This window comes from Methylobacterium sp. CCH7-A2, assembly GCF_001557075.1.
GTDB classification, from domain to species: domain Bacteria; phylum Pseudomonadota; class Alphaproteobacteria; order Rhizobiales; family Beijerinckiaceae; genus Allobosea; species Allobosea massiliensis.
Window position 1 is genome coordinate 60,408 of the sequence record NZ_LSKN01000279.1, and the last position, 12,201, is coordinate 72,608.

9 protein-coding genes are annotated in these 12,201 nt (G+C 67.7%); 3 read left to right on the forward strand and 6 right to left on the reverse strand.

The features are described from left to right. Nucleotides 1-35 precede the first annotated feature (35 nt). From hpxZ to AX750_RS20505, 5 genes are all read right to left on the reverse strand, one after another. Entirely contained in the window at nt 36-416 is a 381-nt protein-coding gene (hpxZ, locus tag AX750_RS20485; RefSeq protein ID WP_066722059.1) for an oxalurate catabolism protein HpxZ, read from the reverse strand. Between the two features lie 112 nt (nt 417-528). Next, the gene (locus AX750_RS20490) at nt 529-2,232 is read right to left on the reverse strand and encodes an ABC transporter ATP-binding protein (protein WP_066722057.1); all 1,704 of its coding nucleotides are present in this window, start codon (nt 2,230-2,232) and stop codon (nt 529-531) included. Nucleotides 2,233-2,344: 112 nt separating this feature from the next. After that, nucleotides 2,345-3,244 carry an ABC transporter permease gene (locus AX750_RS20495; RefSeq protein ID WP_066722253.1) on the reverse strand — a complete coding sequence of 300 codons (900 nt, stop codon included), beginning with the start codon at nt 3,242-3,244 and terminating at the stop codon, nt 2,345-2,347. A 13-nt stretch (nt 3,245-3,257) separates the two neighbouring features. After that, nucleotides 3,258-4,271, reverse strand: a complete 1,014-nt coding sequence (locus AX750_RS20500) for an ABC transporter permease (protein ID WP_066722055.1) — start codon at nt 4,269-4,271, stop codon at nt 3,258-3,260. A 128-nt stretch (nt 4,272-4,399) separates the two neighbouring features. Next, a complete protein-coding gene (locus AX750_RS20505; protein ID WP_066722053.1) occupies nt 4,400-5,992 on the reverse strand; it encodes an ABC transporter substrate-binding protein in 1,593 nt (530 codons plus the stop codon). 321 nt (nt 5,993-6,313) lie between these two features. Between AX750_RS20505 and AX750_RS20510 the strand changes: the two genes are divergently transcribed. From AX750_RS20510 to AX750_RS20520, 3 genes are all read left to right on the forward strand, one after another. After that, complete coding sequence (locus tag AX750_RS20510) at nt 6,314-7,237, forward strand: LysR family transcriptional regulator (RefSeq protein ID WP_066722051.1); 924 nt, start codon at nt 6,314-6,316, stop codon at nt 7,235-7,237. Nucleotides 7,238-7,313: 76 nt separating this feature from the next. Then, nucleotides 7,314-9,365 (forward strand): hydantoinase/oxoprolinase family protein, encoded by a 2,052-nt coding sequence (locus AX750_RS20515; protein ID WP_082735191.1) that lies wholly within the window; start codon nt 7,314-7,316, stop codon nt 9,363-9,365. 2 nt (nt 9,366-9,367) lie between these two features. Beyond that, entirely contained in the window at nt 9,368-11,350 is a 1,983-nt protein-coding gene (locus AX750_RS20520; RefSeq protein ID WP_066722046.1) for a hydantoinase B/oxoprolinase family protein, read from the forward strand. Between the two features lie 135 nt (nt 11,351-11,485). On the opposite strand, the gene AX750_RS20525 is transcribed toward AX750_RS20520, so the two are convergent. Beyond that, nucleotides 11,486-12,199, reverse strand: a complete 714-nt coding sequence (locus AX750_RS20525) for an MOSC domain-containing protein (protein ID WP_197431990.1) — start codon at nt 12,197-12,199, stop codon at nt 11,486-11,488. Between the last annotated feature and the right edge of the window lie 2 nt (nt 12,200-12,201).

Sequence of the window (12,201 nt, forward strand, 5' to 3'; positions counted from 1 at the left end):
GAGCAAGGGCATGCGCGGTCGCCCGCAGCGGCCGCTCACTCGGCGATGGCGCTGACATGGGCGGCGACGACGCGCCAGCCCTCGGGGAACTTGACCCAGGTCTGGCTCTGGCGGCCGATCTTGCCCGCCATGCTCTCGCGCCGGAACAGCGTATTGGCCGTGGCGAAGGCGTCGCCATAGGTGGTGATGACGGTGCGCTCGATCGTGCGCTTCAGCCCGGCGGACGGGCGCGCCGCGCGGAAGGCCGCGATCTCGCCGAAGCCGTAGAGATTTTCGCCGATGCCGTAGCGGATCGTCTCGGGCGCATCCTTGAAGCAGGCGTCCAGCACCGCGACGTCGTTCTCGTTCAGCGCCTTCTCATAGACCATGAAGGCGGCCTCGACTTCGGCGACGACGGCGGGATCGTTGAGGATCATGGGTTTCTCCGGTCGGCTATCGTCATTGCGAGCGCAGCGAAGCAATCCAGGGGACGTCGAGCACTGCCGTTCTGGATTGCTTCGCTGCGCTCGCAATGACGGCAGAATGTCATCACGCCGGCGGATGGGGAATCGCCGTCAGCAGTTCCTTGGTATAGTCCGCCTTCGGGTCGCCGAGCACCTCCTCGGCCGTGCCCTGCTCGACGATGGCGCCCGTCTTCATCACGATCACTCGGTCGCAGAGCAGCCGCACCACATTGAGATCATGCGAGACGAAGAGATAGCTCATCCCGAGCCGCTCCTTCAGCTCCTGCAGCAGGTTCAGCACGACCGCCTGGACGGAGACGTCGAGCGCCGCCGTCGGTTCGTCGAGGATGACGAGATCGGGGTCGAGCGCGATCGCCCGTGCGATGCCGACCCGCGCCTTCTGCCCGCCCGAGAGCTGGTGCGGGAAGCGGTCGATCAGCTCGACCGGCAGCCCGACCAGCCGCGCCAGCTCCTCGCAGCGCGCCCGCAGCGCGTCGCGCCCCGAAATCCCGCCCATCCGCAGGATCGGATCGGCGATCGCGCGTTCCGCCGTGAAGCGCGGATTGAGGCTGTCGGTCGGGTCCTGGAAGACCATCTGGATGCGCCGGCGATGCGCGGACGCCGCGAACTGCTTGGCGGGAATCGCCCCGATATCCGTGCCGTCGAACAGGATCGAGCCGCTGGTCTTGTCGATCAGCCGCGTGATCATCATCGAGGTCGTCGATTTGCCGCAGCCGGACTCGCCGACGAGCCCGAGCGTCTCGCCCTTGGCCACGCTGAAGCTGATGCCGTCGACGGCGCGGAACGGAGCTTTCGGCTCCTCCGCCTTGCCCATCAGCTTTGCGAAGAGCGAGCCGCTCTGTGGCCGCGGATACTCCTTCACGAGGTTTTCGACCCGCATCAGCGGCGCGGCATCCGACTTCGGCACAGCCTTCGCAGCCACCGGCTGTGCGGCCGGTCCCTTCTGCGCCTCCGGCAGCAGGTCGCGCAGGCTCATGCCGATGCGCGGCGTCGCCTGCATCAGCTTGCGGGTATAGGGGTGCTGGGGATTGCGGAAGATCTCGCTGGCCTGCGCCGTCTCGACGACGTTGCCCTTCTCCATCACCACGACCTTGTCGCAATAGGCGGCCGCCAGACCGAGGTCATGGGTGATCAGGATCGTCGACATGCCGCGCTCGCGCGTGAGCTCGACGATCAGGTCCATCACCGCCTTCTGGGTGGTGACGTCGAGGCCCGTCGTCGGCTCGTCGGCGATCAGGAGTTGGGGCTGGCAGGCGAGCGCCAGCGCGATCACGACGCGCTGGCACATGCCGCCGGACAGCTCGAACGGATAGGCGTCGTAGCGTTCCTCGGGTCGCGCGATCCTGACCTTGGCCAGTGCTTCGATCGCCTTCTCCCGCGCCGTCGCCCGCGTCGCCTGAACATGTTCGAGCAGCACGTCCTCGATCTGCTTGCCGACCTTGCGGATCGGGTTCAGCGCCGCGCGCGGGTTCTGGAAGATCATCGAGATCTCGCGCCCGCGGATGTCGCGCATCTGCGCTTCGCTGGCCGCCACGAGGTCCACGCCTGAAAACGAGATCGCGCCCTCGGCGACCTTGCCGGCCCGGTCGAGGATCCGCACCACGGCATAGGAGGTCACCGACTTGCCGGAGCCGGATTCGCCGACGATTGCCACCGTCTCGCCCTTGGCGACGCTGACGTCGATCGCCTTGACCGCCTGCACCGTGCCGCGCCGCGTGGCGAATTCAACGGTGAGGTTCTGGATGTCGAGGAGCGGGGGCGCGGTCATGGACGGACAACTCCGTCATGCTCGGGCTTGACCCGAGCATCTCTCGCCGGAGGTTCCCGGCTCTCCGCTTCGCTCCGGCCGGGAATGCCGGCTTGGTGGACCTGAGCCATCCTCAATTCCTCCGCTGCGGGTCGACGAGGTCACGCACACCGTCGCCGAGCAGGTTGAAGCAGAACACCGCCGTCATCAGCGCCAGCCCCGGGAAGAAGGCGATCCACCATTCGCCCGAGACGATGAAGCTAGCCCCCTCCGCGACCATGATCCCCCATTCCGGGGTGGGCGGGCGCACGCCGAGCCCGATGAAGGAGAGCCCCGCCGCGTTGAGGATGGCATAGCCCATGGTCAGCGACATCTGCACCGCCATGATCGGCATGATGTTGGGCACGATCTGCGTCAGCAGCAGGCGCCAATCGGAGTTGCCCGAAAGCCGCGCCGCCTGGACGAAGCCCGCCTCGCGCCGGACATTCGCCTCGGCCCGTGCGACGCGGGCATAGAGCGGGAAATTGATGATCGCGGTGGCGATGACGATGTTGGTCACGCTGTTGCCGAGCGCCGCGACGATGCCCATCGCCAGCACGAAGAGCGGAAACGCCATGATCGTATCGGCGATGCGCCCGACCACCTTGTCGACCCAGCCGCCATAGAAGCCGGCCATGACGCCGGCGAGCCCGCCCATCGCGAAGACGAGCGCGACCGAGCAGACCGCGATGGCGAAATCGAGCCGCGTCGCCACGATCACCCGGCTGAAGATGTCGCGGCCGAGCTGGTCGGTGCCGAACCAGTGCCGCGCGCTCGGCGCTTGAAGGGCCGAGTTGGTGTTGCTGGCGAGCGGATCATAGGGAACCAGCGAGGGGCCGAAGATCGCCGCGAACAGGATCAACGCGAAGAGCCCAAAGGCGAGCCCGGTCACCGGGTTCTCGGAGACGATGTGGCGGGCATGCGCCAGCAGGCTGGTCGAGGGCGGTGCTTCGAAGCGCAGGGCGGGCGCGGGGGCGGGATCGATCTTGGTCATGTCGTTCATGCCCTCAGCCCTCCAGCCGGACGCGCGGGTCGATGACGCCGTAGAGCAGATCGATCATCAGGTTCAGCGCGACGTAGAGGATCGCCATCGTCAGCACGAAGCCCTGGATCGGGGCATAGTCGGAGGCAATCAGCGCCTCGACCGCATAGGAACCCACGCCCGGCCAGGCGAAGACCTTCTCCACCAGAACGTTCGCTCCGAGCAGGAAGGAGAACACCATGCCGAGCGTGGTCACGACCGGCAGCATCGCATTGCGGAAGGCGTAGGTGCCGATGACCTTGCGGCTGGAGAGCCCGCTGGCGCGCGCTGTCCGCACGAAATCCGCCCCGAGCACGGCGAGCATCGAGGCGCGCGTCATCCGCGTGATCGGAGCGAGCGAGAAGATCGCCAATGTGATCGCCGGCAGCGCGATCTGCGCCAGCGCGGCCCGGAAGGTCTCGCCATCCCGCGCCAGCAGCGAGTCGACCAGATAGAGCCCGGTGACGCGTGCGGGCTCCGAGGCGAAGACGTCGAGCCGCCCGAGCGGCGCCGGCGCCCAGCCGAGGATGAAGTAGAAGACATAGACGAGCAGCAGCCCGGTGAAGAACACCGGCAGCGAGACGCCTGCCGTCGCCACGATGCGACAGAGATGGTCGATCCAGGAGCCCTGGCGAACGGCCGCGAGCACGCCGAGCGGCAGCGCCACCGACATCGCCAGCAGGAGCCCCGCCAGCGTCAGTTCGGCCGAGGCCGGAAGGCGCTGCGCGAGATCGGCCGTCACCGCTTGGCCGGTCGTCAGCGAGACGCCGAGATCGCCCTTCACCAGGGCGGTGACATAAGAGACGAACTGGACCGGCAGCGGCCGATCCAGCCCGAGCTTGTTGCGGATCTCGATGATCGCCTCCGGCGAGGCGGCCGGGCCGGCGAAATAGGCCGCCGTGTCGCCCGGCAGCACCCGCGTCAGCAGGAAGGTGACGATGATGACGCCGATCACCGAGGGGATCGTCGTCATCATGCGCTGGCCGATCAGGCGAAGCATGGCGTTCCCTTTTGCTCGTTTGGCGAGTCGTCATTGCGAGCGTAGCGAAGCAATCCAGGGGGACGTGGAGCGCGGCCGCTACTGGATTGCTTCGCTACGCTCGCAATGACGACGAGCGGCCATCAGCGTCACACGCCCTTGGTCAGGTAGCGGAAGTCCGGCTCACGGCAGGGCTGGAACTGGTAGCCGCCGATGTTCTTCTGCAGCGCGACGTCATGTGTCGGCTGGTTGATCGGCACCATCGGCACCTCGGCATTGATCAGCTTGATGAAGTCGATGACGTTGGCGTCGTAGGAGGCCTTGTCGGGGGCGAAGCGGGCGGCATCGACGAGCTTGTCCAGCGCCGGGTTCTGGTAGGCGGCGATGTTGAAGATCGAATTGTTGCCGTGCATCGTCCAGAACAGGTAGTAATCCGGATAGTCGAGCCAGCCCGCGAAGCGGTTGAGCACCATCGGATTGGTCTTCTTGGCGATCTCGGTGCGGAAATTGGCGCCCGGAACCTTGTTGATCTCGACCGTGATGCCGATCTGCGAGAGCGCCTCCTTGATCAGCACCGCCATCGGCTCGGCCACGGTCGCGTTGCCGGCGTCGAAATACAGCGTCGTCGAGAACGGCCCGCCGGCCGCATCCACCAGCACCTTCGCCTTGGCGACGTCGGTCGTGTAGGGGAAGGGCTGCGGCCAGGCGACCTTCGGGCTCGTGCCGCCGGCCATCGAGACGCCGCGGCCGAACAGCGCCGCCTGCATGATCTTCTCGTAAGGCATCACCCAGGCGACGGCTTGGCGCAGGCGCACATCCTTGAACGGGCCGACCTGCGTGTTGAGGTAGCAACCCCAGACGCCGTTGGGGATCGGCACGCCGACGACATTGATCTTGCCGCCGTCAGCCAAGTCCTTGAAATCCTTCGGCGGAAGCCCGTAGGACACGTCCGCATCCCCGCGCTCGATCAGCGCGCGGCGGGTCGAGGGCGAGGCGATGTCGCGGGCGATGATGCGGCGCAGCTGCGGCAGCTTTCCGCAGGCCCAGGCGTCGTTGCGGACATAGATCGTCTCAACGCCCGGCTTCCAGCTTTCGACCTTGTAGGCGCCGGAGCCGGCGATGTTGTTCTTCAGATACTCCTTCGCCCATGGATCGCCGCCGCTGTTGGCGATGGCGAGCTCGGAGTCGAAGACGAATGGAATGGTGACCGCCAGATTGGGCAGGGTCATCTTGTCCTTGCGGACGAAATCGATGCGGAAAGTCTTGTCGTCGACGGCGACGAACTGCTCGGGCTTCTCCAGCGAGCCGGCGTTCATCTGCGTGGTGGCGAAGCCGCCGATCGAGACGGCGCGGTCCATCGACCACTTCACATCCTTGGCGGTGACCGCGCGACCCGAATGGAACTTGGCATCGCGCAGCTTGAAGGTCGCGCTCATGCCGTCGGAAGCGACCTGGTAGCTCTCGGCCAGCTCGCCCTCGAGCTCGCCCATCGCCACCTGGTGACCGCCTCCGCCCGGGATCGGGACGGGCTTGAAGCGCAGCAGGCGATCATAGCAGTTGAGCGAGACGCCGTTGACCGGCTGCGACGAGCCGATGCCCTGCATGTCGAGGCTGTTGGGCCCGTATTCCTGCACGAGCAGCAAGGTTTCGTTGCGGCTCGGCGCCTGGGCCTGGGCACCCCCTCCCTTGGCCACGAAGGGAGCGGCGAGGCCTGCGGCGATGACTGTGCGGCGCGTGATCATCGGGGTCTGTCCTCGGTTGGCAGGCGGGCGGAAGAGCGAAACGCGTCTTCCGCTAGCAGGGAGCGTGCCAATCGCGGACGGCTGCGATTCCAAGGACTTGGCAACCTCGCCACGCGTCATCTTGCGCGGCCCTCGTGCAATTGTATGCAAGATGCCCGAAGCTGCCGATTTAATGAGCAGATCGGAGACCGCCCTCCCAACGCGCTTAACGGATCGTTGAGAATCGCGCCCCGCGCCTCCGGCCGACAGCCGCGCCCTCTTGCGCCATGACGAATCCCCCTGTGGAGTTGCCTCGCCCGCGGCTCGGGCTGGAGTGAATCAATGCGCGCCCGCCAGATCGAAGTGTTCCGGATGGTGATGCGCTGCGGCACGCTCACCAGCGCCGCCGAAGCCTTGAACGTCTCGCAGCCGGCGCTCAGCCAGATCCTGCTGCACACCGAGGACGAACTCGGCTTCAAGCTGTTCCAGCGGGTCAAGGGCCGGCTGATCCCGACCCCGGAGGCCGAGGATCTTTACCCCGAGGTCGAGCGCCTGTTCGGCGATCTGGAGGCGCTGCGCGGCCGCGCCCGAGACCTGCGCCACGGCAAGGCCGGCATCGTGCGCCTCGCCGCCTCGGCACCGCCCTCCCTTTCGGTCGTGCCCGAGGCGCTACGCCATTTCCGCAGCACCCATCCCGGGTTGCGCCTGCTCTCCTATGTCGTTCCGGCCGAGATCATCATGCGCATGCTGGACGACGGCCAGGCCGGGCTCGGCGTCGCCATGACCGACGAGCCGATGGCGGGGATCGACACCGAGATCATCGGCCGGACGCGGATGGTCTGCGTCCTGCCCGCGGGCCATGAGCTGGCGCAGAAGCCCTCGATCGCAACCGCCGACCTGCGCGAGGAAACGCTGATCTCATACCGCGCCACCTCCCTGCAGGGGCGGTTGCTGCGCGAGGCCTTCGGCCGCGAAGGGCTGGTTTTCCAGCCGGAAATGGAGATCGACGTCTCGATCATCGGCCTCGCCTTCGTCCAGCAGGGGCTCGGGGTCGCGGTCGTCGACGGCCTACTGCCTTGGCACAGCTTTCCCGGCCTCGTGACCAGGCCTTTCCTGCCCGAGGTCTCGCTGCCGCTCTGCCTGCTGACCAGCGCGCGCCGCCCGCTCTCGCGCAGCCACGATCTCCTGCGCGCCCATCTGCGCACCGCCTGCCGCGATCTCGGGCTGCTGGCGGCACCGGGGCCAGACCATAAGCCAGTCTTATAGAGCTGGGTGGGCTTGGTCTTTGACGACGAGGCACGCCCGCCCCGAGATGGCGACGCACTTCACGGACAGGCACATCATGAGCTGGCGTATCGGCGTCGACATCGGCGGCACTTTCATCGACTTCTGCGCCCTCGAGACCGGCACCGACCGCGTCGAAACCATTAAGGTCCTGACCACGCCGGACGAACCGGGCAAGGAACTGCTCGACGGGCTGCGCCTGCTGCAGGAGCGCCATGGCATCGCGCCCGGGGAGGTCGTCTCCTTCGTCCACGGCACCACGGTCGGCATCAACACCATCATCCAGCGCAAGGGCAGCCGGCTGGCGCTGATCACGACGGCGGGCTTCGAGGACGTGATCGAGCTCGCCCGGCTGCGTATGCCGGAGATGTACTCGCTGTTCTGCGCCAGGCCCGAGCAGTTGATCCCGCGCGACCGCATCCACGGCGTTCGCCAGCGCCAGCTCGCCAGCGGCGAGATCGCCGAGCCGCTCGACACCGACGGCCTCGCCGCTGCCGTGGCCGCCATCCGCGCCAAGGGCATCGATGGCGTCATCGTCTCCTTCCTCCATGCCTATCGCAACGGCGCCCACGAGGCGCAGGCGAAGGCGCTGATCGCGGAGCTCGCGCCCGAACTCTTCGTCTTCACCACCAGCGAGGTCTGGCCGGTGATCCGCGAATATGAGCGCACGACGACGGCGATCCTGAACGGGTACGTCCACCCTCGCGTGGCGGGCTATCTCACGGCGCTGGAAGACGCGCTCGCCTCGCGCGGCGTGCCGGCCGCCCCGATGCTGACCAAGTCGAACGGCGGCATCATGAACGCCCCGACGGGCAAGCGCGCTTGCGTCAACATGCTGCTCTCGGGCACGGCCTCGGGCGTCATCGGCGCCGCCTGGCTGGCCGAGCAGGCCGGTGTCGGCAACGTGTTGACGCTCGACATCGGCGGCACCAGCGCCGACCTCGCGCTCATCATCGACGGTCAGCCGCAATTCGGCACCGGCGAGGTCGTCGGCGACTTCCCGCTTTTCCTGCCATCCGTCTCCGTGACCTCGATCGGCAGCGGCGGCGGCTCGATCGCCTGGGCGGATGATTTCGGCGTGCTCAAGGTCGGCCCCGAAAGCGCCGGCTCGACGCCGGGGCCCGCCTGCTATGGGCGCGGCGGCACGCGCGCCACCGTCACCGACGCGATGGCGGCGAGCGGCTTCCTCGGCCACACGCCCCTCGCCTACAACCAGATCGGCATGGACCGCGCCCGGGCCGACGCGGTGATCGGAGAGGTGGCGGGACGCCTCGACCAGACGCCTCAGGCCACCGCCGAGGCGATCATCGCGGTCGCGGTCTCCGAGATGTTCGTCGAGGTCAACAAGCTGGTGGCGCGCTACGGCGTCGATCTGCGCGACTTCACGCTGATGCCCTTCGGCGGCGCGGGGCCGATGCTCGGCTGCTTCCTGGCACGCGAACTCGGCATCCCCCGCGTATTGGTGCCGCACCGGCCGGGCGTGGTCAGCGCGCTCGGCGGGCTGATCGCCGATGTGAAGGGCGACTTCATCCAGACCGTCTTCGCCGCGGCCGTGCCGGATGCGCTGCCGCTGCTGCGCGAGGCGCTGGCCAAACTCAAGGCGGATGGGCTGGCCTGGATCCGGCAGGACCAGGGCTTCGACGGCCCCGTGGTCGAAACCTTGAGCGCCGACATGCGCTATCACGGCCAGTCCTTCGAGATCGAGGTGTCGCTGGATGAAGCCTGGCTGCGCGACGGCGACCTCGCCGCCATGACGGCCGCCTTCCACCGCCAGCATCTCGCCATCTACGATTTCAACGACGTCGGTGCCGAGGTGCAGATCGTCAATCTGCGTCTGGTCGTCAGCGGCGCGACGCCGCGCCCCCGGCCCGCAGCGACGGCGGACCAGCGGGCGGCGATGGCGACGCCCGCGCGCCGGATCGAGGTCTGGCTCGACGGCGCCACCCGCGAGGTCGATCTCCACCACCGCGATGCCCTGCGCAACGGCCACCGCTTTTCAGGGCCGGCCGTCGTCGCTCAGCAGGACACGACGATCTGCATCCCCGAAGGCTTCGACGCCGAGGTCGATGCCCATCTCAATCTCCACCTTATTCTGCGCAGCGAGGCCTGATCATGGTCGACAAGATCACCTTGCAGGTTCTGGCGAACCATTGCCGGGCGGCGGCCGAGAACATGGCCTACACGCTCTACCGCACGGCCCACTCGACCTTCGTCAAGGAGACCGAGGACTTCACCGTGATGGTGATGGACAAGACCGGCCGCGTCGTCGCGGTGCCGATGGATCTCGGCGCGACCTGGTATCCGGGCATGAACTACAACCGTGCGATCGAGCTCGTCGACGAATACCGGCCCGGCGACATCGCCTTCACCAACGATCCCTATAGCGGCTATCTCGCCACCCACGCGCCTGACACGCATCTGTGGAAGCCGATCTTCCACGAGGGCGAGATCGTCTGCTTCGTCGGCGGCCACGTCCACAACACCGACATGGGCGGCGCGGTGCCGGCCTCGCTCTCCCGCTCGCTGACGGAAATCCATCAGGAGGGCATCCGCTTCCCGCCGATGACCTTGATGCGCGACGGCGCCTTCGACGAGACGATCCTGCGGATCATGACGATGAACGTCCGCAAGCCCGCCCTCAACATGGGCGACCTGAAGGCGCTCGCCGGGGCGCTCAACACCGGCGAGCGCAAGATCCTGGCCATGGTCCGGAAGTTCGGCGCCAAGGGCTTCATGGACGGCCTCGACGGGCTGATGGACTATGCCGAACATCAGGCCCGCGACATCCTGCGCGGGATGCCGGACGGCGAATACATCTTCGCCGACTATGCCGACGAGGACGGCGTCGACGGCAACCCCTGCCGCCTCAAGCTGACGCTGACGATCAAGGGCGACGAGGCGATCCTCGATTTCACCGGCTCGGACCCGCAGCTCGGCTCCTCGCTCAACGTGCCCACGGGTTCAGACCCGCGCCACACCCTGCTGCTGGTCGGCGTCTACTACGTCCTCTACACGCTCAACCCGCAGATCCTGCTCAACTCCGGCCTGACCCGGCCCTTCACCTGCATCGCGCCCGAGGGCACGGTGCTGAATCCAACCTTCCCGGCCGCCGTCGGCATGCGCAGCCTGACTTGTGCCAGACTGCGCAGCCTGGTTTTCGGCGCCTTCAGCCTCGCCGTGCCCGAGCGCATGCCCGCCGCGCCGGCGGGCTCGAGCTCCATCGTCAACGTCATGACCACCGACGAGCGCACCCATCGCAGCGTCATCGCCGCGATCAACCCGGTCGTCGGCGGCGGCGGCGGCATGCCCCATCGCGACGGCACCAACGGCTCGGGCGCCGACGCCGCCTATCTCAAGAACACGCCGATCGAGATCACCGAGACCGAGGTGCCGATCCAGTTCACCCGCTATGGCCTGCTGCCGGATTCGGGCGGCCCCGGCCGCTGGCGCGGCGGCCTCGCCACCGTGATGGAGTTCAAGGTCTTCGCGCCGAACTCGCGCATCACCGTGCGCAACCGCGACCGCTCGATCTTCCGCCCCTGGGGCACGCTGGGTGGCCTGTCGGCCGAAACCTCGAACTTCATCATCAAACCCGGCGCGGCCGGCGAACGCATCCTCGGGAACACCGACATCGCGATCGCCGAACCCGGCGACGTCATCCACATCCATTCCCCGGGCGGGGGCGGGCGCGGCTGCCCGCTGGATCGCGAGCCGGAGCGGGTGCGGCTCGATGTCGAGCGCGGCTATGTCGGGCTCGCGGCGGCGAAGGCGCGCTACGGCGTGGTGATCACCGACGGCGTCGTCGATGCCGAGGCGACCGCGGCCCTCCGGGCAGAGATGCGCAAGGACGTTAACACCACCCATTTCCATTACGGTCCGGAGCGCGAGGCCTTCGAGCGCCTCTGGACGGACCGCAACTACGACGCACTGACCAGCCTGCTCGCGGCCCTGCCGGTCCACTGGCGCTTCTTCGTCAAGACCAAGCTCTTCGCCGCGATGCGCGAGGCGGGCATTGGCGGCGACGTGGAGGCGGCCTTCACCGCCGTGCGGCGCGACTATCCGCAGGTGCCGGAGGTCCTGCAGGCAGCAGACTGAGGGACGTGCCGCCTGAGCGGTACGGTCATCCCGGCCGAAGCGTAGCGAAGAGCCGGGATCCAGGCCGGAGCGCGGCCGGAGAGGTTCCGGAATGGGTCCCGGGTCTCCCTCCGGTCGCCCGGGACGACGCGATGGCTAGGAAATCTCGACAAAGTCTCCCACGCGAATCTCTCCCGGCACGACCACGTCGCAATAGATGCCGAAATTGCGCCCGTAGCGCTTCACGATGGTTCGCAGCAGCTCGACATCGAGCGGCAACCCCTCCTGTTCGAGAGTGATGAAGCCACAGCGCCCGCAGGGTTCGCGGCCCGTTAGCACGACATCGCCGACGCGGATCTCCCGCCCGATCCAGCCCTGTTCCGGCATCGCCTCGGCCTCATCCGCCCAGTCGACGACGAGACTGGGGCGGAAGCGCCGTTCGTCGATGACGCTCTCGGGATGGTCGCGCCCAAGGCTGCGCATGGCGGCCGTGGTCACGATGTGCAGCGGCGCATGCTCGTAGCGCGGCCGGAAGCCCTCCCCGGGAACGGGGTCGAAGGGCTTCAGCAGCGGGCGGAATCCGAAGACCGCCGCGAGCGCCTCGAGGGTTACGGGATCGTCGGGGCCGGCCCAGCTCTCACCATCGACGGAAAGCGCGACGCCCGCGCCGGCGAAGCGCGCATGGCCGCGGGGAACCTCGATGAAATGCCGCTCGCGGCCCGGCGAGGCGATCCTCCCCGTCTGTGCATCGAGCAGCCCCCAGATGCGATCGCCCTCGATCCCCGACGGGCCGACCGGCGCCTGCTCCAGCCGCTCCCCGCCCATCGAACTGACCGGATAGCGCCAGATCGACGCGACCGATCCCGTCACGG

Coding starts and splice junctions, on each gene's coding strand:
- hpxZ (WP_066722059.1), bottom strand. CDS start 416: ATGATCCTCAACGATCCCGCCGTCGTCGCCGAAGTCGAGGCCGCCTTC.
- AX750_RS20490 (WP_066722057.1), bottom strand. CDS start 2,232: ATGACCGCGCCCCCGCTCCTCGACATCCAGAACCTCACCGTTGAATTC.
- AX750_RS20495 (WP_066722253.1), bottom strand. CDS start 3,244: ATGACCAAGATCGATCCCGCCCCCGCGCCCGCCCTGCGCTTCGAAGCA.
- AX750_RS20500 (WP_066722055.1), bottom strand. CDS start 4,271: ATGCTTCGCCTGATCGGCCAGCGCATGATGACGACGATCCCCTCGGTG.
- AX750_RS20505 (WP_066722053.1), bottom strand. CDS start 5,992: ATGATCACGCGCCGCACAGTCATCGCCGCAGGCCTCGCCGCTCCCTTC.
- AX750_RS20510 (WP_066722051.1), top strand. CDS start 6,314: ATGCGCGCCCGCCAGATCGAAGTGTTCCGGATGGTGATGCGCTGCGGC.
- AX750_RS20515 (WP_082735191.1), top strand. CDS start 7,314: ATGAGCTGGCGTATCGGCGTCGACATCGGCGGCACTTTCATCGACTTC.
- AX750_RS20520 (WP_066722046.1), top strand. CDS start 9,368: ATGGTCGACAAGATCACCTTGCAGGTTCTGGCGAACCATTGCCGGGCG.